The sequence below is a fragment of the Amycolatopsis sp. lyj-109 genome, from assembly GCF_046548995.1.
In the GTDB taxonomy this organism is placed as follows: Bacteria; Actinomycetota; Actinomycetes; order Mycobacteriales; family Pseudonocardiaceae; genus Amycolatopsis.
The window spans coordinates 51,369-75,912 of the sequence record NZ_JAJPWR010000003.1; the positions used below are offsets into that span (position 1 = coordinate 51,369).

A 24,544-nucleotide genomic window follows, 5' to 3' on the forward strand; every position below is an offset into this window, starting at 1 on the left:
GGTAATTAGGGTTAGAACCCTAATTACCACTCACGAGAACCCGCACCGGACCCACCTTTGCGCAGCAGCGTCACCTGCACCCATGCGTCATTGGACCGGCGCCTCAGCCGACGCGGATGCGGGGATCCAGGATGCCGTAGAGGAGGTCAGCGAGCAGGTTCGCCACGATGACGCTCGCCGCGATCACCACCAGCCAGCCCATCAGCACCTGCGGGTCGTTCTTGTTGACCGCCTCCACCAGCAACGTGCCCATGCCGTGCCAGTTGAAGACCGTCTCGGTGATGATCGCGCCCGTCACCGTGGCGCCGAAGTTGACCGAGAACAGCGTCATCACCGGGATCAGCGCGTTGCGGAACGCGTGCCGCCAGATCACGCGGCTGTTCGAGACGCCCTTGGCGCGCGCCGTGCGGACGTAGTCGGCGCCCAGGACCTCCAGCATCGACGCCCGCTGGAACCGGCTGTACGCGGCGAACGTGATCGCCATGATCGACAGCGTCGGCAGCAGGAACGCGCCGACGTACTTCGCGAGCGCGTCGCCCACTCCGGTGGCCGAGAGGCTCTCCGGGCTCGTCGTGCGCAGCCAGGGGTCGCCGAGGACGTCGGACAGGCCCAGTTCGCGGACCCAGACGTTGGCGCGGATCGCGTAGCCCTTGAGCACGATCGCCACGCAGAAGATGGGCATCGAGAACATCAGGAACGCCAGCGTCGTCGCGGCGTAGTCCCAGATCGAATACTGCTTGACGGCGGCGAGGACACCCACCAGCACACCGAAGAACAGGGCCAGCACGGACGCCGTCAGCACCAGCTCCAGCGTCACCTCGAACGCGGCCATCACCTTCGGCTGGACCGGCGTGAACGCGTTGCCCTGCGCGATCGAGATGCCCCAGTCGCCGGTCAGGAAGTGCCCGAGCCAGGTGAAGTAGCGGGCGAGGACACTCTGGTCCAGGCCGAGCTTGTGCTCGGTCTCGGCGATGGCCGAGGCGCTGATCCCCGGCTTGCTGCGGAGCTCGCCGAGCGGGTCGCCGGTGTTGGCCACCATGACGAAGCAGAGGAACGTGCCGATCAGCAGGACCGGGATGGAGATGACCAGCCGCCGAAGCACGAAGAGCACGAGATTCATCCGAAACCCCCAGGTCCGGCGATCACCTGCGCGAAAACCGGACGCGGGGGCGACCGGAACCGGTCACCCCCGCGTCGCGCGTTCAGGCCTTCATTCTCCGCTGGCGCGGGTCGAAGGCGTCGCGAAGACCGTCACCGATGAAGTTGATCGTCAGTGAAATCAGCACGAGCACGATGAACGGCCCGAAGAACAGCGCCGGCCGCGTCTGCAGCTGGGCGTAGTTCTCCAGGATGACGCGGCCGAGCGAAGTGTCCGGCAGCTGGACACCCAGGCCGATGAACGACAGCGCGGCTTCCGCCAGCACGGCCTGCGCGACCGCGAGGGTCGCGTTGACCGTGATGCTGCCGACCATGTTCGGCACCAGGTGCTTGAAGATGATCCGGAACGTTCCGGCGCCCGACGCGCGGGCCGCGTCGACGAACTCGCGCTGGGACAGCGACATCGCCTCGGCGCGGGTGATCCGGGCGATCTGCATCCAGCCGAACGCCGCCAGCACCAGCGCGACGATGTACCAGGAACCGCCGCCGAACACCTTGGCGAGGATGGCCGCCGCGGCGATCTGCGGGATGATCAGGAACAGGTCCGTCACCCGCGAAATCACCGAGTCGGAGAACCCGCGCAGGTAGCCGGCGATCGCGCCGAACACGACACCGATCACGGTCGAGAGGATCGACACCGTGAGCGCGATGAGGAGCGAGTACTGCGTGCCGCGCAGCACCTGCGACACCATGTCCTTACCGACCTGCGTCGTCCCGAGCGGGAAGTCGCCGTTCGGTTTGGCGAACGAGGCGAACGAGCTGTCCTCGTAGTTGTGCTTCCAGAAGATCGGCATCAGGATGCTCATCAGCACGATCAGGATCAGCACGGCCGTCGACGCCATCGCCAGCTTGTGGTGCAGGAACTTCCGCAAGACCAGCTTGCCCTGGCTGCGCGGCTCGGGCAGCGCTTCCGGCGGAAGCGTGCCTTCGGCGGAAGCGGTTTCGCTCGCGAGAAGAGAGTTCAAGTCAGCCAACGCGAATCCTCGGGTCCAGGATGCCGTACATCAGGTCGGCGATCAGGTTGGCGACGATGACACTGCTGGCGATGACGACGAGCCAACCCATCATCACCTGAGTGTCGTTCTTCGTGACGGCTTCCACCAGCAATGTGCCCATACCGTGCCAGTTGAACACCGTCTCGGTGATGATCGCGCCGGCGAGCACCGACCCGAAGTTGACCGAGAACAGCGTCGACACCGGGATCAGGGCGTTGCGGAACGCATGCCGGAAGATGACCCGGCCGTTGCCGAGGCCCTTGGCGCGCGCGGTGCGCACGTAGTCCGAGTTCATCACTTCGAGCATCGAAGCGCGCTGGAACCGGCTGTACGCGGCGAAGCTGATCGCCATGATCGACAAGGTCGGCAGCAGGTACGCGCCGATGGTGCTGGTGATGAAGTCGCCGACGCCGTCGGTCCTCAGCTGCTCCGGGCTGGTCGTGCGCAGCCACGGGTTGCCGAGGACGTCGGCCAGGCCCAGGTCGCGCACCCAGCCGTTGATCTCGATCGCGTAGCGCTTCAGCACGATCGCGATGCAGAAGATCGGCATCGAAAAGAGCAGGAAGGCGAGGGTGGTCGCGAGGTAGTCGATGATCGAGTACTGCTTCACCGCGGCCAGCACGCCGACGATGATGCCGATGATCAGCGCGAGGATCTCGGCGCCGACGACCAGTTTCAGGGTGACGCCGAACGCGGCCATCACCTTGGGCGCGACCGGCGCAAGGGCGTTGCCCTGGGCGATGGAAATGCCCCAGTTCCCGGTCAGGAAGTCGCCCAGCCACGTGAAGTAGCGGGGCACGATGCCCTGGTCGAGACCGAGCTTGGCGGCCGTGGCGGCCAGCGCGTCCTTGCTGATGGTCGGGTTCTGCCGCAGCTCGCCCAGCGGGTCACCGGTGCCGGCAACCATGACGAAACACAAGAAAGTCCCGACCAGCAGGACGGGGATCGATATCGCCAGACGGCGAAGGATGTAGATCACCAGGTTCAACGAACTGCTCCTCATCCGGGCCTGGTCTTCAGAAGTGCGCTGGACCGCTACCCGGTTGTCTACCGTAGTGGCGGTAACCCTACGGTCAACAGCTACTTCCGGTGGGTACCGGGGCCCGGCTTGTGGCCGAACCCCGGTACCCGCCAGGTCATCTGGAGCGAGGGGAACGAAGAGGCGGGGCGAGCCCTACTTCTTCGGCTCCCACTCGCCGACGTTCCACAGAACACCGTCGTACGACTGCATGTAGACGCGGTCGATGCCCTTGAACGCCCACATGCTCGGCGTCTGGAACAGCGGCAGGGTCGCGTACTGGTCCGCGATCGCCTTGTCGACGTCCTGGTAGGCCTTGAGCTTCACGGCCTCGTCGGTCGCCTTGATCGCGATGTCGTAGTTCTTGTCGATGCCCTCCGCGTCGCAGAGGCCCTGGTAGTTCTGGTCGCCACCGTTCGCCTTGCAGACGTAGATGGAGCGCGACTCCGCCTTGGCGGGCGAAGCGGACCAACCGAAGAGCGCGATGTCGTAGTCACCGGTCGAGACGCGGCCACCCTTGAGGAAGTTGGCGTCGGTCTCGTCCTTGACCTCGATGCCCGCCGCCTTCGCCTGCGAGATGATGATCTCGACGGTCTGGCTGCGACGCGCGTTCTGGTTGTGCGTGATCTTGAACGAAGCGCGCTGGCCGCCCTTGGCGAAGATGCCGTCGCCACCCTTGACCCAGCCGGCGTCGGTCAGGGTCTTGGCCGCCGCGTCGGCGCCCAGGCCCGCCTTGCTGCCGTACAGGTCGGTGTAGCCTTCCTCGCCCTGGTAGAACTCGACCGAGTTCAGGGGCGCGGCGTCGGCCTGGACTTCCTTGAGCAGCTTGTCGGTGATCTCCTTGCGGTTGACCGACTCGAAGAACGCCTTGCGCAGGTCCTTGTCCTTGAACATGCGCGTGAAGTTCAGGTCGAGGTGCTCGTAGGTCAGCTGCGGAGCCGAACCGTAGACCACACCCTGCGCCGCGAGGCCCTTCATCGTCTGGGCCGCGGTGGCGTCCGGCTGGGTCGACGCCGCGACGTCGATCTCACCGTTCTGCAGCGCGGTGGCCATGGCCTTGGTGTCTTCCATGGCCTTGACGATGATCTTCGACGGGCCACCCTTGCCGCCCGCCCAGTTCGCGTTCTTCTCGAGAGTGACGGCCTTCTGGTTGGCGTCGAACGCGGTGATCTTGTACGGACCCGACGACGGCATGATCGACGCGTCGAAGCCCTTCCACTTGTCGGTCCAGAAGTCGCCGGCCTTCTTGAGCTGGGCCGGGTCACCGGTCGGGGCCAGCTTGGTGATGTCGGCGATGCCGGTTCCGGCCTCGAGGATGTGCGCCGGCAGGATCGAGACGCCGTTGAACAGACCCTTGTAGTCGAGGTACGGAGCGCTGTAGTCCGTCTCGAAGGTCAGGCTGTCCTTGCAGGTCGCGGTCGTGATCTGGGCGTACCCGGTGGTCGAAGCCGAGTTGAACGGCGTCTTGCCGTCCGGGCCCTTGGCCAGGCCGCTCTGCGCCAGCCACGCCAGGTACAGATCCTTGCAGTCGTACGGCTTGTCGTCCGACCACTTCAGGTTCGGCTTCAGCTTGTACGTGACGACCTGGGGGTCCTTCGACGTGATGGCCGCCGATTCGAACACGTCCCCGTTCAGCACCTGCTTGTTGTTGCCGTCGAGCTTGAAGGCACCGGAGAGCACGGCGTTGACGATGTAGTTGTTGTAGGAGCTGTTGGTGTCCGGCGTCTGGTTGTTGTACGCCGAGTACCCGTCGTCGATACCGATCGTGACCGTCGCGTTGTACCCCGGGGTGTCCGCGAGCTTGAACACGTCGCCTTGCTCGGCCTTGCCGACAGCCATCGACTTGACGTCGGTCGACGATCCGTTCTGGTCGGTGTTGCCCGAACCCGAATCGCCGCCGCTGCAGGCGCTCAGCAACAGCGAAGCGCCGGCGACGAGCGACAAAGCGGAGACTGCTTTGGATCTCCTCATGAAGTGTGCCCTCCTAGCACTGAGCCCTTGAATATCGGGACAAGGGCCCACACCGCTCCGGTTGTTGGGCCGGAGCCTACGACACGCCAAGCGACACTCAACTGGCGCACTGCGGGTGCACGCTAGAAAGGAAAAGTACCGACAGTCACCAGTTCCGGGTCGATCGTGACCAAAGGGTGACTTCCAGTCGACATCCAGAAATACGACGGTTACCTCATGGATTCACGAGGTCCCACTCGATGGCGTTGGTGAAGATCACCCAGTAGTACTGAATGCGTAGCCAACCGATTACTTCGGGCCGCGAGTCCAGTTCACGGCGGACCCGAACGGGCCCACCATGGGGGGACCGGGCGTGACGCCCGAGATGCCGGATCCGATCGCCAGGGTGTCAGCCAATTGGAACAGCGGAATCACCACGTTCTGGCGCCAAAGTTCAGGCTCAAGAGTGGTGAGCGCCTCGCCGATCGGGGTCGATCCGGACAGCGCCGCGTCGATCGACGGCTGCAGTGCCGGGTCGCAGAACCCGGCCGCGTTGCCCGGGACGACGGGCTTGGTCTTGTCCACGCCGGCGGCCGTCTGCTCCGGGCGGCAGCCGAACGTCGACGCGAGCACGGACGCGGAGTCGCCGCCGACCGCCTGCGGGACGACGGCGATGTCGATCCCGACGTTGCCCGCCGAGTCGCCGGTCGGCTGCTGGACCCCGCCCACGACCGGCATCGCCAGCAGGCCGCTGAACAGGTCGCGCGGCTGCGGCGTGATCGCGTTGACCTCGATGCCCTGCGCGGCGAGCTCGCTGGTGAGCTCCTTGGCGATCGTCGCGTACGGCTCCTGGGCCATCGGCGAGGCGATGACCAGCGAGAGCGCCCGGCCGTTCTTGCGCCAGGTGCCCGCGGTCTTGGTGTAGCCGGCCGCCTTCAGCGACTGCTCGGCCTTGGCGAGGTCGGGCGCGGTGGGCGGGCCGGGCGGGATGGTCGCCGCGTAGCCCTTCACCGACGGCGCCGTCACCTGAGCGTCGGCGTGCAGCGTCGACGACGGACCGCCGTTGACGCCCTCGGTGATCAGCTTGGTGCGGTCGATCAGCGCGGCGACACCGGCGCGGACCTGGGCGTCCTGCAGGGTCGCGCTGACCGGGCGCAGCAGCACGTCGGCCACGAGCGGGCGGGCCACCGTGTGCAGCCGGACGGACGAACCGAGCTCGCCGAGCAGCTTGAGCTCGTCGCCGCTGGTCCGCGCCAGCGCGAACTGGTCGTTGCCGCTGCGCAGCGCGGCCAGCAGCGTGTTCTGGTCCGACCGGCGGAGCACGATCCGGTCGATCGCGGCGGGCTTCTCCCAGTAGCGCTCGTTGCGCTCGAGGATCACCTCGCCGCGGGCGGTGTCCAGGCTCTTGATCGAGAACGGGCCCGCGATGGCCGGGAAGTTCGAGGCGAGCGCCCCACGCCAGCCGTCCGGCGCGTCCTTGAGCAGGTGGGCGGGCAGCAGGTCGGAGAACAGCGTCTGCCAGCCCGGGTACGGCTTGGCGAAGGTGACCTCGACGCGCTTACCGCCCTCGCGCGACTGCAGGTCGGTGATCTGCCGGTAGCCGGCGGGCTCGATCACGCCGGGCTGGTCGCGCAGCTGGGTGCGCAGGTAGTCGAAGTCCTCGGCGGCGATGGGCGCGCCGTCGGACCAGGAGGCGTCCGGCCGGATCTCGTAGGCCACCACGAACGGCTGCTGCGAGATCACCTGCGCGGACTTCATCAGGTTCTTGTCGAGCTGGGTGGTGCCGTCGTCCTTCTGGCGGAACACCGAGGGCAGCAGCAGCTGCGAGAGCGCGGAGGTCACCTGGGACGAGTCCGCCAGGTTGTGCGGGTTGTACCCGCCGAGCACGTCGTCGACGCCGACGACGATCTGCGACGGCGTCTTGCCGGTGGTGGACACGGGCGCGACCGACGACGACACGACCGGCGGTGGCGGGGTGTTGGAGCAGGCGGTGAGCAGCACGGTCGCGAGTGCCAGTACCGGCACCGCCTTGCGATTCACCCGCACGCCCCGTTCCTCCCCGTTTCTCACCGATCGGGTCAGTCATGCTCCCACGACCGCCTTCGCCGCCGGAACCGAGATTCCCATACCCGGATCGGGCGGCCCCGCCGCCCCAAGGTGGCCACTACGGGAATGGACGCGTGACCCACCGTCCGGGTTCCCGGACCGTTCCGGAACGGCGGAACGAACACGGGCCGGACACGAATCCGGTTCACCTCGGTGGTCGGCGCCAGGCAATGAGGCCGGCACGACCCCTATAAAGATATAAGGAGAAGAACGGCCGAATTCCTGACGCTGGGTTCGCCACCGGCCGACTCAGCGTAAGGGAACGGGCACGAAAAAACCTCCCGGCGACACGCGCCGGGAGGTTTTTCCGAAGGGGGATCAGCCGTTGTCGCGGCTCTTGGCGCGCGAACGCTCCTTCGCGCGGGTGTTCACGTCCAGGCTGACCTTGCGGACCCGGACGACCTCGGGCGCGACCTCGACGCACTCGTCGACGGAGCAGAACTCCAGCGCCTCTTCCAGGCCCATCTTGCGCGGGCGGGCCAGCGTCTCCATCACGTCGGCGGAGGACTGACGCATGTTCGTCAGCTTCTTCTCCTTGGTGATGTTGATGTCGAGGTCCTCGAAGCGCGGGTTCTCGCCCACGACCATGCCCTCGTACACCTCGGCGCCCGGCTCGACGAAGAACGTGCCGCGGTCGGCCAGCTGGATCATCGCGTACGCGGTGACCGGGCCGGTCCGGTCGGCGACCAAGGAGCCGCTGTGCCGGGTGCGGATCTCGCCCGCCCACGGGAAGTAGCCCTCGAACACGTGGTTCGCGATGCCGGTGCCGCGGGTCTCGGTGAGGAAGTCGGTGCGGAAGCTGATCAGGCCGCGCGACGGGAGCACGTACTCCAGCTTGATCCGGCCGGTGCCGTTGCCGCTCATGTCCTCCATGCGGCCCTTGCGCGCCGCCAGGAGCTGGGTGATCGCGCCGAGGTGCTCCTCCGGCGAGTCGATGTAGAGGCGCTCGAACGGCTCGTGCAGCTTGCCGTCGATCGTGCGCAGGACCACCTGCGGCTTGCCGACGGTCAGCTCGAAGCCCTCGCGCCGCATCTGCTCGACGAGGATGGCCAGCGCCAGCTCGCCACGGCCCTGGACCTCCCAGGTGTCGGGGCGCTCGGTCGGCAGCACGCGGATGCTGACGTTACCGATCAGCTCCTGGTCGAGGCGGGCCTTGACCAGGCGGGCGGTGACCTTGTCGCCGCCGTTGCGCCCGGCCAGCGGCGAGGTGTTGACGCCGATGGTCATCGAGATCGCGGGCTCGTCGACCGTGATCCGGGGCAGCGCCACCGGGTTCTCGGAGTCGGCGAGCGTGTCGCCGATCGTGATCTCCGGGATGCCCGCGATGGCGACGAGCTCGCCGGCACTGGCTTCGGTCGCCGGGACGCGGGTGAGCGCCTCGGTGACGAGCAGCTCGGAGATGCGGACGTTCTGCACGGTGCCGTCTTCGCGCATCCAGGCCACGGTCTGGCCCTTGCGCAGCTTGCCGGCGTGGATGCGGATCAGCGCGATGCGGCCGAGGAAGTTGGACGCGTCGAGGTTGGTGACCAGCGCCTGCAGCGGCGCGTCGAGGTCGGCGGCGGGCGGCGGCACGTGCCGGAGCAGCGTGTCGAACAGCGGGTCGAGGTTCTCGCTGTCGGGGATCTCGCCGTCGGCGGGCTGCTCGATGCTGGCCTTGCCGGCGCGCGCGGAGGCGTAGACGACCGGGAGGTCGAGGATCGCGTCGTGGTCGGCGTCCTCGATGTCGCTGGCCAGCTCGAGCAGCAGGTCGTGGGTCTCCTCGACGACCTCGGCGATCCGGGCGTCCGGCCGGTCGGTCTTGTTGACCAGCAGGATCACCGGCAGGCCGGCTTCGAGGGTCTTGCGCAGCACGAAGCGGGTCTGCGGAAGCGGGCCCTCGGACGCGTCGACCAGCAGGACGACGCCGTCGACCATGGCCAGGCCGCGCTCGACCTCGCCGCCGAAGTCGGCGTGGCCGGGGGTGTCGATGACGTTGATGGTCACCGAGCCCTCGGGCGTCTGACGGTGGATCGAGGTGTTCTTCGCGAGGATCGTGATGCCCTTTTCGCGCTCCAGCTCACCCGAGTCCATCACGCGGTCGACGAGTTCGGCGCGCTCGGCGAAGGCACCGGACTGGCGGAGCATCGCGTCCACCAGGGTGGTCTTGCCGTGGTCGACGTGGGCGACGATCGCGACGTTGCGCAGGTCGGGCCGGGTCTTACCGGTCGGCCGGCCGGTTTCGACGGTAGCGCTGGCTGCGGGCACGCGAGAACTCCTGAACTTCAAAGGGTGGGTGGCCGCGCAAGCCGTTCAGGCTGTGTTGCCCTCAAGCACCATGTGACCGGCTCTGGTCACACGCGGACCTCACCCAGGATACCTGCCGCCTCATTGTGAGCGGCCCCACGCCCCCCAGTCGGTTAGGCTGGCCTAACGTGGAAACCCGGTGAAGGTCGCCGATCCGGAAGGTGCGTGCGCGTGGGCAAGAAGCCGGACGACCCGCGAAAGGTCGTGCGCAAGCTGATGAAGGCCGGCAAGGTCAAGAAGAAGTGCTGCCGGTCGAAGCCGCGCTGCAAGAAGTGCCCGGTATTGGCTCTGAAGAAGGCGAAGCTGGACTTGGCCGCTTAGTGTGTGATGGCTTCGTTGAGCAGGCGCAGCTCGGGTGCGGTCTTCGTCGGGGAGAACTCGATGACCTCGTACTGGGCGAGGTGCCGCACGCAGAACGGGTCGGACGCCAGGATGGCGTCGAGCTTCCCGCGGTTCAGCGGGCGCGTGATGATGACGCCGCCGATGCGGGGGTTCCGCCGCCCGGACGCCAGGAAGTGGCCGTGCTCGTACTGCTTGTTCAGCCACTCGGCGTGGTCCGGGAGCGCCAGGTCGATGTCTTCGATGGGAGCCGTGTAGTTCAGCAGGACGACATACATGCTCATGACGGTAAACCCGCTCGCCGGGTTCGGCTATGCTCGACGCATGCACGCGCAGACGTCCAGCTGGTGGCCGCCCACGGCGGCCGTCTAGTCCTGCGCTGAATCCAGCGGCCGCCCCGGGATGGGCGGCCTTTTTCGTGCCTTCTCCGGGGTGGCCCCACCTCGGGAGGAAGCACCATGAGCAAGCTGTCCGGCATCACCCCCTCCGGTCACGTCCACCTCGGCAACCACCTCGGCGCGGTCCGCCGCTGGGCCCTCGAGGGCGGCGCGGACGACCTGTACTTCGTCGCCGACCTGCACGGCATGACGACGCCGCACAACCCGGCGAAACTCCGATCCCTGGCACGTGAGCAATCGGCCGTGCTGATCGCCGCCGGCATCGATCCCGAGCGGCTGTTCGTCCAGTCCGACCTGGCCCGCGAGCTGGGCGCGCTGACCTGGGTCCTGGAGTGCACCTGCAACTACGGCGAAGCCGCGCGGATGATCCAGTTCAAGGAAAAATCCAAGGGCCAGGCCGGGGTGCGGCTGTCGCTGCTGACCTACCCGGCGCTGATGGCCGCGGACATCCTGCTGCAGGGCGCGAACGAGGTGCCGGTCGGCGAGGACCAGCGCCAGCACGTGGAGCTGACGAGGACGCTGGCCAAGCGGTTCAACAGCACCTACGGCGAGGTGTTCACCGTCCCGGAGGCGGTGCTCCCGCCCGCGGGCGCGCGGGTCAAGGACCTCACCGACCCGACCCGCAAGATGTCGAAGTCGACGCGCGACGCGGTGGGCGTGGTGTTCGTGCTCGACGAGCCCGACCAGATCCGGCGCAAGATCCGCCGCGCGGTCACCGACGGCGGTTCGGTGCCGGTCCACGCCCCGGAGACCCGGCCGGGGATGGCGAACCTGCTGGAGATCCTCGCCGCCTGCCGGGGTGGCTCGCCGGCGGACCTGGCCGCGGAGTTCTCCTCGTACGGAGCGGTGAAGGACGCCGTCGCCGACGCGGTGATCGAGGAGCTGCGGCCGCTGCGCTCCCGGGCGCTGGCGCTGCTCGACGACGTCGCCGAGCTGGACCGGGTGCGGAAGGCGGGCGCCGAGCGCGCCCGGGAGCGCGGCTCGCACCGGCTCGACGCGGCGCTGCGGATGATCGGCGCTGCTGCGCCGATCGGTTACCAATCCGGCCACAGTCACGGCCGGATGACTTCGTAGCGACGGTCACGTGGCGAGCGCGGGGCGGCCTACTTTTGGCCGGCTTGGTAACTGAGCAGCGCGCGGAAGGCCGGCAGCAGGATCCGGTCGGCAGGCAGCCAGTCGACGTCGTCGAGGTCGTCGGGCCCGAGCCACTGCACGGCTCGGTGCTCGACGGCCCGCGGCTCTTCCCCGGGCGAAACGAGCGTCGCGGCGTAGATCCGGAGGACCTTCCCGCCGGGCAGCGGAATGTCCTCCCCGACCCGGCGGCCGACCTCGACGACGACGTCGAGTTCCTCGCTGCACTCACGGGCCAGCGCAAAGGCCTCGGACTCCCCGTCTTCGACCCGGCCACCGGGCAGTTCCCACTGCCCCGCGTGCTTCGGCGGCCAAGCCCGCTGCTGGGCCAGCAGCTTGCCGTCCCGCACCAGGGCGGCTCCCACGATCACAGCGTTCACAGTCCCGGAACTTACCCGGAAGCCCCCGCCCCGGCCGCGCGCCGGCTCCGCCTCAAGCGCCCCAATGTGGCCTTCGGTGCGTCTGACGCAACCAAGGCGGCCTTCGGTGCGTGAGACGCAACCAAGGCCGCCTTGGGGCGCTTGAGGCGAGCGGTCAGGCGGCCGGGGCCGCGCGCCAGACGACCACGAACCGGGCGCCGCCGTCCGGGGACTCGCTCACCTGGACGCGGCCGCCGCGGCGGCGGACCGTCTCCGCCACCATCGCCAGCCCCAGCCCGGTGCCGCCCGAGGACCGGGCCCGGTCGTCGGCGATCCGGTAGAACCGGTCGAACACCTTCTCTCGGTGCTCCGGCGCGATCCCCGGGCCGTCGTCGTCGACCACCACCCGCACCGAGGACCGCGACGCCAGCACCGACACCACGATCTGCCCGCGCGCGTAGCGGCACGCATTGCGCAGCAGGTTGTCCAGCACCAGCTCGACCTCCGCGTGCGCGGCCGACGCCCACGCCTGGGCGACCGCCGTGCTCACCCGCGTCTCCGGTGCTCCCGCCGGCAGCCGGGCGGCCGCCGCACGGACCTCGCTCACCAGCTCGACCGGCGACGCGGGCGGCACCTCCCCCGCGTCCGACCGCGCCAGCGACAGCAGCCCGTCCAGCAGCGCCGACAGCCGCTCGGCCTCCGTCAAGATGTCCGACAGCGTCTCCTGGGCCAGCTCCGGATCCGGGTTGGTCACCGCGACCTCGGCCTGCACGCGGATCGACGCGACCGGCGAGCGCAGCTCGTGCGCGGCGTCGCCGGTGAAGCGCCGGAGCCGGTCGCTGGCCTGCTCCTGCCGCTCCAGCAGCGCGTTGAACTCCTCCGCCAGCGCCCGCAGCTCGTCGTGCGAGTCCGGCAGCGCCAGCCGCGCCGCCGGTGGCAGCGACCGCACCGAACCCCGCATGCGCGCGACCGGCCGCAGCGACAGGCGCACGACCAGCCACGTCGCGAAGCCCGCCACCAGCGCGCCGACCGCCGCGACGACCACCAGCCACACGCCGCCGTAGTGCACCGCGGCGGCGAAGCCGACCAGGCCGGCGCCCGCGACCACCAGGCGTTGTGACCCGTCCGGCGCGCTGACGACCGTCCCCAGGTACCGCGCGCCGTCGCGCTGGACCGGCTGCCCCGCCTTGAGCGTCGAGACGTCCGAAGGGGCCAGCCCGGCCGGGGTGCCGCCGTCCACCGGCATGCCCGCGATGTCCAGCACCCGCAGCGTCACCGGGGCGGCGCCGGACAGCGGACGGCCCGCGCTCACCTCGGCGGCGGCCGGGCCCAGTGCTCCGGAAAGCTCCCGGTCGACCGAGCCGATGAGCAGCGGCGAGAGGTTCGACGCGGCCAGTGTGGCCAGCCCGAGCAGGCAGACCAGGGTGATCGTCGCGGCCAGGACGGTGATCCGGGCCTGCAGGGTGCGGCCCCGCCACCAGGGGATCACGGGGTGATGACCTCGTCGAGCTGCGCATCGGAGGCCAGGTAGCCGTGCCCGCGCACGGTCCGCAGCAATGCGCCGGCCCCGACCGCGTCGAGCTTGCGGCGCACGTACCCGACGTAGACCTCGACGAGGTTGCGGGTCACCGCCTGCTCCTCGCCCCAGACCGCGCGCAGCAGCTCGTCCTTCGTGACGACCGTGCCCGCGCGGCCGACGAGCACCTCCAGCAGCGCGAACTCCCGCGGGCTCAGGCCGACTTCTTCGTCGTGCCAGTGCACCTGCCGCAGCCCGCGGTCGACGGCCAGCGCGCCGAGCCGCAGCGTGCCGCGGCCGGCCTCCGGCCCCGCCCGGCGCAGCACCGCGCGGACCTGCGCGACCAGCACCACGAACGAGAACGGCTTGACGAGGTAGCCGTCGGCACCCAGGTCGAGGCCGTCGGCCTGGTCGATCTCGCCGTCCTTGGCCGAGACGAGCAGCACCGGCGTGGTGACGCCGTCCTTGCGCAGCCGTTCCAGCACGCGGTAGCCGGACAGGCCCGGCAGCATGATGTCCAGGAGGACGACGTCGAACGAGCCCGTGCTCGCCAGCTGCAGGCCGGTGGGCCCGTCCGCGGCGGTGACCACGTCCATGCCCTCCGCACGCAGCCCGCGCTGCAGCGCCTTCCGCACGCCCGGTTCGTCGTCGACCACCAGCACCCGAGGTTTCACGAGACTCATCATGGCCGGTTTGCGCAGGTCCTGCGTCGGTTCTCAGCGCGATCTCAGCCGGGGAGGGCGAACCTTCAGGGGTATCTCAGCCTCGAGAGGGAAGCGTCGTGGCCAGGGAGCCGGGCACACTCGAGTCCGGGAACACCACAGGGAGAGACGCATGAAACCGAAGACGAAGGGCATCACCGCCGCGGTCCTCGGCACCGCGCTCGGTGCCGGCGGGCTCGCGTTCGTCGCGATGCCGGCCAGCGCCGACGACAAGCCGGCGCTGCCGCAGGTGAGCGCCGAGGACCTGGTGCAGTCGGTGGCCAAGGCGAAGCCGGGCGCGTTCGACGGCACGGTCAAGGTGAGCAACGACCTGGGCCTGCCCGCGGTGGGGAACGCGGTGCCGGGCGCACAGGCGCTGAACATGGACTCGGCGCACATCTTCACCGACGGCGCGGGCAAGAGCCGGCTGGCCGTCACGCAGGGTGCGAGCCAGGAGACCGTGGTCCACGACGGCACCACCGTCTGGGACTACAGCTCCAAGACGAACACCGCGACCAAGGTGACCATTCCGGCCGACGTGGCCCAGCAGAAGGGCGCGGGCAGCGACCGGACGGCCGACCCGCTGGCGGCGTCGGCGGAACTGCTCGCGAAGGTCCGCGAGAGCAGCACGGTGTCGGTCGACGGCACCGCGACCGTCGCCGGCCGCCCGGCCTACGAGCTGGTCCTGACGCCGAAGCCGACCGAGCGGACGCTGCTGCGCGAGATCCGCGTCGCGGTCGACTCGCAGACGCGGATGCCGCTGCGGGTGTCGGTGCTGAGCAACGGCACGGCGACGCCGGCACTCGAGGTGGCGTTCACCGAGATCCAGTTCACCCAGCAGCCGGCCGACCTCTTCACCTTCACCCCGCCGAAGGGCGCCAAGGTGCAGGAGAAGACGCCGACGATCGACCAGAAGGACAAGGACCTGGCCGAGAAGGCGAAGCAGGACGTCAAGGTCGTCGGCGACGGCTGGGACACCGTCGTCACCGGCAAGGTCCCGGCCGACGCGCTGAACGCGGCGCCGAAGCAGCAGTCCGGTCGTGAAGGCCGCGGCGGCAACGCCGACCCGAAGGCGCTGCTCGAGCGGTTCGCCAAGAAGGTCAGCGGCGCGTGGGGCAGCGGCTACCTCGTCACCACGAAGGTCGGCAGCGCGGTGCTGACCGACGACGGCCGGTTCGCCGCCGGTGCGGTGCCGGAGCAGGTCCTGTACGAAGCGCTGGGCCAGAAGTGACCAGCACGGCTGTCCAGTCCGGGGCGGACGTCTCTTCGGAGGCGTCCGCCCCGGCGGTCCCGCTCGCCGCGCGGACCCGGGGACTGCGCAAGGTCTACGGCAGCACCGTCGCGGTCGACCACGTCGACCTCGACATCCCGCAGGGCGCGGTCGTCGGCATGCTCGGGCCGAACGGCTCGGGCAAGACGACCACCATCCGGATGCTGCTCGGCCTGGTCCGGCCGACCGAGGGCGAGGTCGAGCTGCTCGGCCGTCCGATGCCGGACGCCGCCGCGCACGCGCTGCCGGACGTCGGCGCGCTGGTCGAGGGGCCGGGCTTCCACCCCTTCCTCTCCGGGCGCGACAACCTGCTGCGCTTCGCCGCGGCGGAACCGCGGCTGTCCTCGGCCGGGATCCCCACCGCGGTGGACACGGCGCTGGAGCGCGTCGGCCTGACCGGCGCGGCGCGGCGGCGCTACAAGGGCTACTCGCTCGGCATGAAGCAACGGCTCGGGCTCGCTTCGGCGTTGCTGGTGCCGCGGAAGATGGTCGTGCTCGACGAGCCGACCAACGGCCTCGACCCTGCTGGTACCAGGGAGATCCGCAGGATCGTCGCCGAGCTGCACGCCGAGGGCGTCACCGTGCTGGTGTCGTCGCACCTGCTGGCCGAGGTCGAAGCGACGTGCACGCACGTGGCCGTCCTGCAGGCCGGGAACGTCGTCGCGCAGGGCGAGCTGGCGGAGCTGCTGGAGTCCGGGAACGCGGCCCTGCTGGTCCGCACGCCGGACGCGGAGCAGGCGGTGGAAGTGCTGCGGGAGAACCGGATCGGTGCCCGGCTCACGCCGGACGGCGTCCGGGCCGATCTCACCGCGGCCGAGGCGCCGCGGGTGCTGCAGGTCCTGGTGGGCGCGGGGGTCGCGGTCCACGAGGCGACGCGGGCCCGCACCGGCCTGGAAGACCTGTTCGCGCGGCTGACCGAGGGGGCGGAATGACTGCCGTCTTGGAGGCACCGGCGGCCCGCACGGGCCACGACACGGTCCCGCTGCCGCGACTGCTGGCCGCGGAGCTGCGCTGGATCTTCCGGCGGCCGCGCACGCTGGCCGTGCTCGGGCTCCTGGCGCTGATCCCGGTGGTGATCGGCATCGGCCTGACTCTGGTGGACGATGCGGGTTCGCAGGGTGGCGGCCCGAACGACGGCGGCGGAGCGCTGCTCTCGTCCGCGGTCAACAACGCGTTCGTGCTGCCCATCGCGGCGATCGTGATGTCATTGGCACTGCTGCTGCCGCTGGCCTCGGCCATGGCGGGCGCGGACGCGATCGCGGGCGAGACCTCGCACGGCACGCTGCGCGGCTGGCTGATCGCCCCGGTCGGCCGCGGCCGGCTGCTGGCGGTCAAGGCGTTCGGCGTCGCGACGGTGTCGGTCGTTTCGGTGCTGGCGATGTGCGTGACGGGCGTGGTGACCGGGCTGATCATCAACGGCACGGATTCGCTGTTCACGCTGTCGGGCACGACGTTGTCCCTCGGCGGCGCGCTGGCCCGCATCCTGCTGGTGGCGGGCTGGGTGGTGCTGCAGCTGTGGGCGGTCGGCGCGGTGGCGCTGGCGCTGTCCAGCTGGACCGAGCACCCGATGCTGGTGGTGGCTTCGGTCCTGGCGGGCGACATCGTGTTCACGATCCTCGGGTTCCTGACGTCGCTGGACTGGCTGCACCCGTTCCTGCTGACGCAGAACTGGTCGATGGCCCCGGCGGAGGTCCTCCAAGACCCGATGGGCACCCAGATGCTGGGCGAGGGCGCTCTGCGCGCGGTTTGCTACATCGTGATCGGACTTTCGCTGGCCTACGCCCGCATGTCCACTCGCGACGGCTGACGCGGTCGTGAGTGGTAATTCGGGTTAGAACCCTAATTACCACTCACGACGAGCCGACCACCGCCAGGCCGTCGGGGTCCAGTGCCAGCCGTACCTCGTCGCCGGCCCGTAGGTCCGAAGCCGCCGGGGCTACCGCGTCCACAGTGGACTCCGAGAGGCGCACCACCAGGCGCACGTGTTCCCGCCGGTGCACCGCCGCGATGACCTCGCCCGGCACGCCTTCGGCGGCGACGCGCAGCGCGTGCGGCCGCAAGCCCAGCCGCACCGGGCCGTCGTCGACGTCGGGCAAGGCCACGTCGCCGAGGGACGTGTGCACGACCCCGCCCGCGGCCGTGCCGTCCACGAACGTCGTCACGCCCAGGAAGCGGGCCACCTCGTCGTCCGCCGGGTTGCGCCACACCCGGCGGACCGCGCCCTCCTGCCGGACCTCGCCCGCGTCGAGCACCGCCACCCGGTCGGCGAGCGTGAACGCCTCCTCCTGGTCGTGGGTCACCAGCAGCGCCGTGATCTTGCTGCGCCGCAACAGGTCCGCCAGGTCGATCGCCAGCTGCTCGCGCAACCCCGCGTCCAAACCGGACAGTGGCTCGTCGAGCAGCAGCAACCGCGGCTTCGGCGCCAGCGCCCGGGCCAGCGCCACCCGCTGCGCCTGGCCGCCCGACAGCTCCGTCACCCGGCGCTTCTCGAAGCCGGTCAGGCCGACGAGCTCCAGCAGCTCGGCCACCCGTGGGGCCCACTGCGCGCGGGGCACGCCGTGCATCCGCAGGCCGAACGCGATGTTCGCGGCGACGTCGCGGTGGGTGAACAGCTGGCCGTCCTGGAACACCAGGCCGAAGCCGCGGCGGTGGACCGGGACCGGGCCGAGGTCCTCGCCGTCCCAGCTCACCGAGCCGCGAGCCGACGGCTCGAGCCCGGTGATCGCGCGCAGCAGCGTCGACTTTCCCGAGCCCGACGGGCCGAGCAGCGCCAGCACCTCGCCGTCGGCGATGTCCAGCCGGGCGTCGCGGACCGCCGCGAACGTTCCGTAGTGGACAGTCAGGTCCCGTACCGACAACGCCATCAGAACTCTCCCACCCCGCCGCGCCCGAGCCGGTCGATCAGCGCGACCGCCAGCACCGTCACGAGCATCAGCAACGCGCACGCCGCATAAGCCATCTGGTTGTTCAGCTCGCCCGGGCGCCCCATCAGCGTCGCGACCGCGACCGGCAGCGTCGGCGCCGTCGGCCGGGCGAGGAAGCTCGTCGCGCCGAACTCGCCGAGGGCCACGACGAAGCCGAAGCCCGCCGCCGCGACCAGCGGCCGCAGCGTCAGCGGCAGGTCGATCTCCCGCCACACCCGCAGCGGGCTCGCCCCGAGCGTCGACGCGGCCTGCCGCAGCCGGACGTCGACCGAGCGCAGCACCGGCAGCACCATCCGCACGACCAGCGGGATGATCACCAGCGCCTGGGCCAGCGGCACCAGGTAGGGCGACGTCCGCAGGTCGCCGGGCAGCGCGTCGAGCGTCACCAGGTAGCCGAACCCGACGGTCACCGCGGACACCCCGAGCGGCAGCATCAGGACGGCGTCCATCGTCTCGCCGAGGCCTCGCGCCGCCTTTGCGGGTGAGCGGCGCAGCGCCACCAGCACCACGGACGCGAGCACGCCGACGACCATCGCGAGCAGCGTCGCGTCGATGGCCACCTTGAGCGAGTTCAGCGCGGCGTCCCAGCCGGAGACCTGAAGGGCGCCTTTCTCGCCGGTGCCGGTCAGGGCCCGGTACCCGGCGAGGCTCCAGCCGTCCTCAGTGGACACCGATTCGGCGAGCAGCGCGACGATCGGCGTCACCAGCAACGCGAGCACGACGCCCGCCGCGCCGACGACCCACCACTCGCCGCCGCGAGGACGTCGCGCCTGACCCGAGCCGATCCGGGCCCCCTCCTTGCGCCGCCGCGCCAGCCCGCCGAGCACCAGCGCGGCGACCACGGCCGTGAACTGGATCAGCGAAAGCGCCGCGGCCCCCGAGAGGTCGAGGAGGTCGACCGTGCGCAGGTAGATCTCGGTTTCCAGGGTCCGGTAGCGGGCACCGCCGAGGATGAGCACGACCCCGAAACTGGTGGCGCAGAACAGGAACACGACGGCCGCGGCGGACGCGATCGCCGGCGCCAGCGCGGGCAGCGTCACCGACCGGAAGGCCCGCCACGGCGACGCGCCGAGCGCCCGGGCCGCGTCGGTCGTCCGCGAATCCAGCCGCGCCCACAGCCCGGCGACGGTCCGCGCGACGACGGCGACGTTGAAGAAGGCGTTGGCCAGCACGATCGGCAGCACGCCACCGTCCGGCCACAGCGCCCGGAACGCCAGCCCGACGACCACGGTCGGCAGCACGAACGGCACCAGCACCAGCGTCCGCGCCAGGCCGACACCGGGCAGCCGCACCCGGGCCAGCAGGAACGCCACCGGCAGCCCGGCCAGCACCGCGACCAGCGTCGACGCGGCCGCGCTCGCGACCGTGAACCCGGCCAGCTGCCAGGTCCGCGCGTCTTTCAGGACCACTTCGAGCCCGCCCGCGGCGAACCCGCGGCTGATGATCGCCAGCACCGGCCAGGCGAAGAACACCACCAGGAAGCCGATCGGGGCCAGGCCGAGCAGTGCCAGGCCGAGCCCGCGGGCCGTCCGCGGCGGGGCTGTCGCTTTTCGGGGCGGAGTCCCGGATGGCACTGGTGTCACTGCACGAGCGTGCGCCATTCGCCGATCCACTTCTCGCGTCCGGCCTGCACCTGGTCCGCGGGCAGCGTCTGCGGCTTCTGCGGCAGCGGCGCGACCTGCGCCCAGCCCGCGGGCAGGTCGACGCCCTGGCGCGCCGGGTAGACGTACATGTTGGCCGCGACCGTCGCCTGGAACTGCTGGGACAGCAGAAAGTCGACGACCTTGCGCGCGTTCTCGACCTGCTTGCCGTTCGCCAGCACGCCGGCGTACTCGACCTGCCGGTAGCAGGTGTCGAGCAGCGCTTTGGTGCGCGGCTTCCCGTCGTCGCCGATCTCGGCGGCCGGCGACGACGCGTACGAGACGACGATCGGCCGCGGCCCCTTGCCGGACGAGCCGGAGAACTGCTTGGTGTACGCCTCTTCCCAGCCGCTGACCACCTTGACGCCGTTGGCCTTCAGCTTCGTCCAGTAGTCCTTCCAGCCGGCCTCGCCGTACTTGGCGACGGTGCCGAGGAGGAACGCCAGCCCGGGGGACGCCGTCGCCGGGTCCTCGGCGACCAGCAGGTCCTGGTACTTCGGGTCGGCCAGGTCGTCGTAGGTCTCCGGCGCGGGGATCCCCTTGGTGGTGAAGTAGTTCGTGTCGACGTTGACGCAGACGTCACCGACGTCGACCGCGGACAGCCGGTGCTCGGGGTCGACGGCGTAGCGCTGCGGCCCGCGGTCGGCCTCGGGGCTGGTGTAGGGCTCGAAGACGCCCTCGCTGAGCGCGCGTGAGGCGAAGGTGGAGTCAACGCCGAAGGCGACGTCGCCGATCGGGTTGGCCTTCGTCAGCACGAGCTTGTTGGTCAGCGATCCGGCGTCGCCCTGCTTGAGCACGGAAACCTTGATGCCCGACTGCTTCTGGAAGGCGTCGAGCACCTCCTGCGGCGCGAGGAAGGAATCGTGCGTCACGAGGGTGACGGTGGGCGTCTGCTGCGTACCACCGTCACCGTCCGACAGCGAGCACCCAGCGGCGACGGCGCTGACGGCGGCGATGGCCGTCGCGGCGCGCACAGCCCTGCGTTTCATCTACCCTCCTGCACTTCGCCGGACGCGGAGGGAAGGCCCTCCCGTCGCCGGCATGATCCGGTCAGGTGCGAACGGTCGCGGAGTGACCCGCCTCTCAGCCCGGCTGACCGGACTCCCGTGGCAACCGTGCAGCGTAGTCCAGGACGGACGACCATGGAGACATGACGGAAATCTTGAGCGACTCCGAGGCCGATCGTCTTCTGCGCACCGGCTGGACCCGGTCCGGCGCGGTCATCTCCCGCGAGGCGGAGCTGGCGAGCTTCCCCCAGGCGATCGAGGTGGTGGACCGCGTCGCGGTGCTCGCCGAAGCCGCCGACCACCACCCGGACATCGACATCCGCTGGCGCACGCTGACGTTCCGGCTCTCCACCCATTCGGCGGGCGGGCTGACGGCGAAGGACTTCGACCTGGCCGCGCAGATCGACTCGGTGCTCGATTCCGTGTGATCCCGGTTACGCTGAGTGCACCTTTGACCGGGTTCGACGTCTCTCGGTTACCGGAACCTTCGGGAGGGAGACACAGATGACTCAGGCAATCGTGGTCGGCACGGCAGCGTTCGCGGCAATGGTGGCGGCGGCCGGTGGGGTGCTCTGGTTCACCGCCCGCAACCGCCGTCACCTGGACGGCTGAGAGTTCGATCACAGCTGTTAACACGGGGCATGATCAGCGCGCTGTTCCTGCGGAAGCATCGGTTTTAAGCCCTAGGAAGCGCCATGAACAGCACCGCCGCCCTCACGCCCGCCCAGCGCGTCTGGATCAACACCCTCGCCCCCGCGGTGGTGCTGATCGTGATCGCCCTGCTGGGCCTGCTCGGCTAACGAATCCGGTCGGGCGGCGGAAATTCGACCGGCTTCTCGTCGGCCGTGGACCAGTACTCCAGACACGACAACCGGCCGTCATCGACGAACACGATGAGCCCGCCGTCCGGCACATCGGCTTCGGCCGCCACCGAGTTCTTCAGCTCCGCGCGCGGTATCGCGTCGTCCACCGCGAGGTCGATCGTGGGGCACCCGCAGCCGCACCGGCCGATCACCCGGGCCGTGGCGGCCTGCGCCCGCAGTTCCGCGGCACTGGGGAAGTCGGCCGCGAGCAGCGTGTCCAGGGCCGTCCGCTCGTTCGGCGTGAGCGGGCGGGCCGCAGCGTCGTCCACGATCAGTACCGGGACATGCTCGGGATCGTCTTCTCGGCGACCCCGATCAGATCTTCGACCTTCGCGACGTCGGCCGCCACGTCCTCGGCGGTGACCGAAGGCGCTTCGGAAGAGCGGTAAGCGACTTCGTTGCGCCGCACCCGCATCCGGTTGAAGGGCCGCAGAAGCGGCCCGAGCGGCGGATCGAGCTGCGCGAGAACCGCTTCGTAGACGGCGATGTGGCCACCGCGGCTCGTCGCGCGCAGGCCTTGGTTCTGCAGGACGGCCGCCAACGAACGCCGTGCGGCGTCATACGCCAGCGTGTAGGCGCCCTCTGGATCCGAGTCCAGCAGCTGCAGTGCCGAAGCGACGTGCGTGCGGGCCCGGCCCAGCTCCGCCTCCGCAGCCTCCCGCGAAGCCGGGACGGGTTCGAGGGAGCCGCGCGCGATGAGCGCGTCGATCGTGGCGCGGCCCTGGTTCCACCGGGTCATTCTGTCTCCTGATCGAGCTGCAGCGGAGCCAGCGGACGCTCACGCACGCTGGTGAGGAACGGATCCGAGCTGCTCGACGCCCACGCCGACGGCGAGATTCGGTGGACGTTGACTTCGCGCCCCAGCCGCCGCGACACGCCCTCGGCCAGGTCGAAGAGCTCGTCCGGATCGGGCGAACCGACGACGAGGACATCGACGTCACCCGGCGGCGGCCCCGGTTCGCCGCTGTAGCGCGCGGCCCAGGACCCGTAGATGTAGGCCTCGCGCACGCCCGCCACCCCGGACAGGGCCTCGGCGAGCAGCGGCAGCGGCCCGAAGGTGACCGAGAGGACCTCGCTCAACGGCCGGTAGAGCGGGGTATCGGTGCGGGCTTTGACGAGCCGGCTCCGGCCGACCCGCCGGTCTTCGAGGATGCCGCCGACGACGAGCCGTTCGACCTCGCGCAGCACGGTCGTCGCCGAGACACCGAAAGCCTTGGCGAGCTCGGTGATGTTGTACTCGCGCTCGGGGTGCAGCAGGACCAGCGCGAGCAGCTCACCCTGCATGCGCGAACGCAGGAGGGGCAGCAGGCTCGGCGAAGCTTTCATTGGGCGCAGTATATCCTGCGCCCAATGAAAGCAACAGTCAGTAGTTGACGCTCACGGAACGTGCGTCAGACGTTGAAGCGGAACTCGACCAGATTACCACGCCGTGAAACACTTGAAGTGTGACAACACCCCGTCGTTGCGCCATCTACCTACGAGTCAGCTTAGACGCGACTGGCGAGCAGCTGGCTGTTCAACGACAGCGGGCGGACTGTCTACGCATCGCTGACCAGCGCGGATGGCATGTCGTCGGCGAGTTCGTCGACAACTCAGTCTCGGCATCCGACAGGCACAAGTCCCGCCCCGAGTACGACCAGTTGGTCGCCGCGTACGAAGCCGGCGAGTTCGACGCACTGGTCTGTTGGGACTTGGATCGGCTGACCCGCCAGCCTCGCCAGCTCGAAGACTGGATCGACGCAGCGCAAGAACGCGGCCTGTTGCTGGTCACCGCGAACGGCGAGGCCGATCTGTCGACCGACGGCGGCCGGATGTTCGCCCGGATCAAGGCGACCGTCGCCCGCGGCGAGATCGAGCGGAAGGCGGCACGACAGCGTGCCGCCGCCCTCCAGCGTGCGGAGCACGGCAAGCCTCCTCTCGGCGTTCGGTTGACGGGCTACACCCCGGCAGGCGAGGTCATCGAGAGCGAAGCTGTCATCGTGCGCGAACTCTTCGATCGGTTCGCCGCCGGGGATTCCCTCCGCGCGCTTGCCGCCTGGCTCACCGAAACCGGCTTCTCCACACGTCATGGCCGTCCATGGAACCCGTCGAGTGTCCGCACAATCCTGACCAACCCGCGCTACGCGGGACATGCGGTCTACCAGGGCCAGACCAACGGAAAGCGGGGAACCTGGAAGGCCCTCGTTGACGATGACGTGTTCAGACTGGTGGAGACCAAGCTGGCTGACCCGCGACGCAAGACCCAACAGGGGACGGACCGGAAGCATCTCGGGGCGGGTCTGTTCGAGTGTGGCAAGTGCGATGCGAAGGTCCGCTCATGGTCAGGCGACCGCTACCGCTGCCCCAACGGCTGCCTGACGCGTGCGCAGCACTACATCGACGACCTCGTGATCAAGACGATCCGGGAACGACTCGGTCGCGCTGACCTCGCTGACCTGATCACGCCGAAGGAGTCCAAGCGAGCAGAAGCAGCGAACGCTGAAGTCAAACGGCTTACCAAGCGACTGGAGCGCATCGAGGCGGACTACGACTCCGGGGACATCGACGGCCCGCGTTACAAGGTCTCGACGCAGAAGGTCAAGGCGGAACTTGCGGAGGCACAGCGCGTCCTGGCCCGGCTGAGCGCCCGGAACGCTGCAGCGTCGACGCTCTCCGCGTCCGACCCGGTGAAAGCGTTCGACGCCGCACCGCTGATGATCCGTCGCAACGTCGTGGACGCGGTGTCCATCGTGAAGATCGCGCCGACGCCGCGCGGGCGCAAGACGTTCGACCCGAATTCGGTGGCCATCAAGTGGCGCGAAGACCTGGACTAAACCGCAATTCGATTGCACACCGTAGTTGACCGAGTAGATCGACTTGTAGCAATGAACGATCTACGCTGGTCAC

23 protein-coding genes and 1 riboswitch are annotated in these 24,544 nt (G+C 69.6%); of the genes, 7 read left to right on the plus strand and 16 right to left on the minus strand.

What is annotated here, in order from left to right; all coding sequences use genetic code 11:
- Positions 1-103 precede the first annotated feature (103 nt).
- From ACLJQF_RS07620 to typA, 6 genes are all read right to left on the minus strand, one after another.
- On the minus strand, positions 104-1,120 hold the full coding sequence (locus ACLJQF_RS07620) for an ABC transporter permease (protein ID WP_410607507.1): 1,017 nt from the start codon (positions 1,118-1,120) through the stop codon (positions 104-106).
- 82 nt (positions 1,121-1,202) lie between these two features.
- A complete protein-coding gene (locus ACLJQF_RS07625; protein WP_410607508.1) occupies positions 1,203-2,132 on the minus strand; it encodes an ABC transporter permease in 930 nt (309 codons plus the stop codon).
- Positions 2,125-3,141, minus strand: coding sequence for an ABC transporter permease (locus ACLJQF_RS07630; RefSeq protein WP_410607509.1), 1,017 nt, complete (start codon positions 3,139-3,141; stop codon positions 2,125-2,127). The genes ACLJQF_RS07625 and ACLJQF_RS07630 overlap by 8 nt, the downstream gene beginning before the upstream one ends.
- Before the next feature lie 186 nt (positions 3,142-3,327).
- Positions 3,328-5,142: an ABC transporter family substrate-binding protein gene (locus tag ACLJQF_RS07635; protein ID WP_410607510.1), complete on the minus strand. Its 1,815-nt coding sequence runs from the start codon at positions 5,140-5,142 to the stop codon at positions 3,328-3,330.
- Positions 5,143-5,430: 288 nt separating this feature from the next.
- The gene (locus ACLJQF_RS07640; protein ID WP_410607511.1) at positions 5,431-7,167 is read right to left on the minus strand and encodes an ABC transporter family substrate-binding protein; all 1,737 of its coding nucleotides are present in this window, start codon (positions 7,165-7,167) and stop codon (positions 5,431-5,433) included.
- A 378-nt stretch (positions 7,168-7,545) separates the two neighbouring features.
- A complete protein-coding gene (gene typA / locus ACLJQF_RS07645; RefSeq protein WP_410607512.1) occupies positions 7,546-9,471 on the minus strand; it encodes a translational GTPase TypA in 1,926 nt (641 codons plus the stop codon).
- Between the two features lie 210 nt (positions 9,472-9,681).
- On the opposite strand from typA, the gene ACLJQF_RS07650 reads away from it, so the two are divergent.
- Entirely contained in the window at positions 9,682-9,831 is a 150-nt protein-coding gene (locus ACLJQF_RS07650) for a hypothetical protein (protein WP_020641186.1), read from the plus strand.
- Here ACLJQF_RS07650 and ACLJQF_RS07655 read toward each other — a convergent pair.
- Positions 9,828-10,127 (minus strand): YciI family protein, encoded by a 300-nt coding sequence (locus ACLJQF_RS07655; protein WP_360482054.1) that lies wholly within the window; start codon positions 10,125-10,127, stop codon positions 9,828-9,830. The two genes, ACLJQF_RS07650 and ACLJQF_RS07655, sit on opposite strands and share 4 nt — an antisense overlap.
- Before the next feature lie 180 nt (positions 10,128-10,307).
- On the opposite strand from ACLJQF_RS07655, the gene trpS reads away from it, so the two are divergent.
- Positions 10,308-11,321 carry a tryptophan--tRNA ligase gene (trpS, locus tag ACLJQF_RS07660; RefSeq protein WP_410607513.1) on the plus strand — a complete coding sequence of 338 codons (1,014 nt, stop codon included), beginning with the start codon at positions 10,308-10,310 and terminating at the stop codon, positions 11,319-11,321.
- A 29-nt stretch (positions 11,322-11,350) separates the two neighbouring features.
- On the opposite strand, the gene ACLJQF_RS07665 is transcribed toward trpS, so the two are convergent.
- The 3 genes from ACLJQF_RS07665 to ACLJQF_RS07675 form a co-directional block, all read right to left on the minus strand.
- Positions 11,351-11,758: an NUDIX domain-containing protein gene (locus ACLJQF_RS07665; RefSeq protein ID WP_410607514.1), complete on the minus strand. Its 408-nt coding sequence runs from the start codon at positions 11,756-11,758 to the stop codon at positions 11,351-11,353.
- A 154-nt stretch (positions 11,759-11,912) separates the two neighbouring features.
- Positions 11,913-13,226 (minus strand): sensor histidine kinase, encoded by a 1,314-nt coding sequence (locus tag ACLJQF_RS07670; protein ID WP_410607515.1) that lies wholly within the window; start codon positions 13,224-13,226, stop codon positions 11,913-11,915.
- Positions 13,223-13,939, minus strand: a complete 717-nt coding sequence (locus ACLJQF_RS07675; protein WP_199191173.1) for a response regulator transcription factor — start codon at positions 13,937-13,939, stop codon at positions 13,223-13,225. Before ACLJQF_RS07675 ends, ACLJQF_RS07670 begins: the two co-directional genes overlap by 4 nt.
- A gap of 148 nt (positions 13,940-14,087) precedes the next feature.
- Between ACLJQF_RS07675 and ACLJQF_RS07680 the strand changes: the two genes are divergently transcribed.
- The 3 genes from ACLJQF_RS07680 to ACLJQF_RS07690 are packed head-to-tail and all read left to right on the plus strand — an operon-like array spanning position 14,088 to position 17,031.
- On the plus strand, positions 14,088-15,185 hold the full coding sequence (locus tag ACLJQF_RS07680) for a LolA family protein (RefSeq protein ID WP_410607516.1): 1,098 nt from the start codon (positions 14,088-14,090) through the stop codon (positions 15,183-15,185).
- Positions 15,182-16,156, plus strand: coding sequence for an ABC transporter ATP-binding protein (locus tag ACLJQF_RS07685; RefSeq protein ID WP_410607517.1), 975 nt, complete (start codon positions 15,182-15,184; stop codon positions 16,154-16,156). The genes ACLJQF_RS07680 and ACLJQF_RS07685 overlap by 4 nt, the downstream gene beginning before the upstream one ends.
- Positions 16,153-17,031, plus strand: a complete 879-nt coding sequence (locus ACLJQF_RS07690; RefSeq protein WP_410607518.1) for an ABC transporter permease — start codon at positions 16,153-16,155, stop codon at positions 17,029-17,031. Before ACLJQF_RS07685 ends, ACLJQF_RS07690 begins: the two co-directional genes overlap by 4 nt.
- A 43-nt stretch (positions 17,032-17,074) precedes the next feature.
- Here ACLJQF_RS07690 and ACLJQF_RS07695 read toward each other — a convergent pair whose 3' ends face one another.
- From ACLJQF_RS07695 to ACLJQF_RS07705, 3 genes are all read right to left on the minus strand, one after another.
- On the minus strand, positions 17,075-18,088 hold the full coding sequence (locus ACLJQF_RS07695; protein WP_410607519.1) for an ABC transporter ATP-binding protein: 1,014 nt from the start codon (positions 18,086-18,088) through the stop codon (positions 17,075-17,077).
- Complete coding sequence (locus ACLJQF_RS07700; RefSeq protein ID WP_410607920.1) at positions 18,088-19,644, minus strand: ABC transporter permease; 1,557 nt, start codon at positions 19,642-19,644, stop codon at positions 18,088-18,090. Before ACLJQF_RS07700 ends, ACLJQF_RS07695 begins: the two co-directional genes overlap by 1 nt.
- 83 nt (positions 19,645-19,727) lie before the next feature.
- Complete coding sequence (locus ACLJQF_RS07705) at positions 19,728-20,777, minus strand: thiamine ABC transporter substrate binding subunit (protein ID WP_410607520.1); 1,050 nt, start codon at positions 20,775-20,777, stop codon at positions 19,728-19,730.
- Between the two features lie 22 nt (positions 20,778-20,799).
- Positions 20,800-20,906, minus strand: a riboswitch (TPP riboswitch).
- Between the two features lie 32 nt (positions 20,907-20,938).
- On the opposite strand from ACLJQF_RS07705, the gene ACLJQF_RS07710 reads away from it, so the two are divergent.
- On the plus strand, positions 20,939-21,223 hold the full coding sequence (locus tag ACLJQF_RS07710; RefSeq protein WP_410607521.1) for a 4a-hydroxytetrahydrobiopterin dehydratase: 285 nt from the start codon (positions 20,939-20,941) through the stop codon (positions 21,221-21,223).
- Between the two features lie 368 nt (positions 21,224-21,591).
- Here ACLJQF_RS07710 and ACLJQF_RS07715 read toward each other — a convergent pair whose 3' ends face one another.
- Genes ACLJQF_RS07715 through ACLJQF_RS07725 form a run of 3 tightly spaced genes read right to left on the minus strand, consistent with a single transcriptional unit; the run spans position 21,592 to position 22,984 of the window.
- Positions 21,592-21,927: a hypothetical protein gene (locus ACLJQF_RS07715; protein ID WP_410607522.1), complete on the minus strand. Its 336-nt coding sequence runs from the start codon at positions 21,925-21,927 to the stop codon at positions 21,592-21,594.
- Positions 21,928-21,929: 2 nt separating this feature from the next.
- Entirely contained in the window at positions 21,930-22,397 is a 468-nt protein-coding gene (locus tag ACLJQF_RS07720; protein WP_410607523.1) for a hypothetical protein, read from the minus strand.
- Positions 22,394-22,984 carry an ArsR family transcriptional regulator gene (locus ACLJQF_RS07725; protein WP_410607524.1) on the minus strand — a complete coding sequence of 197 codons (591 nt, stop codon included), beginning with the start codon at positions 22,982-22,984 and terminating at the stop codon, positions 22,394-22,396. The genes ACLJQF_RS07720 and ACLJQF_RS07725 overlap by 4 nt, the downstream gene beginning before the upstream one ends.
- A 119-nt stretch (positions 22,985-23,103) precedes the next feature.
- On the opposite strand from ACLJQF_RS07725, the gene ACLJQF_RS07730 reads away from it, so the two are divergent.
- Positions 23,104-24,471, plus strand: coding sequence for a recombinase family protein (locus tag ACLJQF_RS07730; protein WP_410607525.1), 1,368 nt, complete (start codon positions 23,104-23,106; stop codon positions 24,469-24,471).
- Positions 24,472-24,544 lie beyond the last annotated feature (73 nt).

Coding starts and splice junctions, on each gene's coding strand:
- ACLJQF_RS07690 (WP_410607518.1), top strand. CDS start 16,153: ATGACTGCCGTCTTGGAGGCACCGGCGGCCCGCACGGGCCACGACACG.
- ACLJQF_RS07675 (WP_199191173.1), bottom strand. CDS start 13,939: ATGATGAGTCTCGTGAAACCTCGGGTGCTGGTGGTCGACGACGAACCG.
- ACLJQF_RS07620 (WP_410607507.1), bottom strand. CDS start 1,120: ATGAATCTCGTGCTCTTCGTGCTTCGGCGGCTGGTCATCTCCATCCCG.
- trpS (WP_410607513.1), top strand. CDS start 10,308: ATGAGCAAGCTGTCCGGCATCACCCCCTCCGGTCACGTCCACCTCGGC.
- ACLJQF_RS07680 (WP_410607516.1), top strand. CDS start 14,088: ATGAAACCGAAGACGAAGGGCATCACCGCCGCGGTCCTCGGCACCGCG.
- ACLJQF_RS07710 (WP_410607521.1), top strand. CDS start 20,939: ATGACGGAAATCTTGAGCGACTCCGAGGCCGATCGTCTTCTGCGCACC.
- ACLJQF_RS07725 (WP_410607524.1), bottom strand. CDS start 22,984: ATGAAAGCTTCGCCGAGCCTGCTGCCCCTCCTGCGTTCGCGCATGCAG.
- ACLJQF_RS07655 (WP_360482054.1), bottom strand. CDS start 10,127: ATGTATGTCGTCCTGCTGAACTACACGGCTCCCATCGAAGACATCGAC.
- ACLJQF_RS07720 (WP_410607523.1), bottom strand. CDS start 22,397: ATGACCCGGTGGAACCAGGGCCGCGCCACGATCGACGCGCTCATCGCG.
- ACLJQF_RS07705 (WP_410607520.1), bottom strand. CDS start 20,777: ATGAAACGCAGGGCTGTGCGCGCCGCGACGGCCATCGCCGCCGTCAGC.
- ACLJQF_RS07635 (WP_410607510.1), bottom strand. CDS start 5,142: ATGAGGAGATCCAAAGCAGTCTCCGCTTTGTCGCTCGTCGCCGGCGCT.
- ACLJQF_RS07695 (WP_410607519.1), bottom strand. CDS start 18,088: ATGGCGTTGTCGGTACGGGACCTGACTGTCCACTACGGAACGTTCGCG.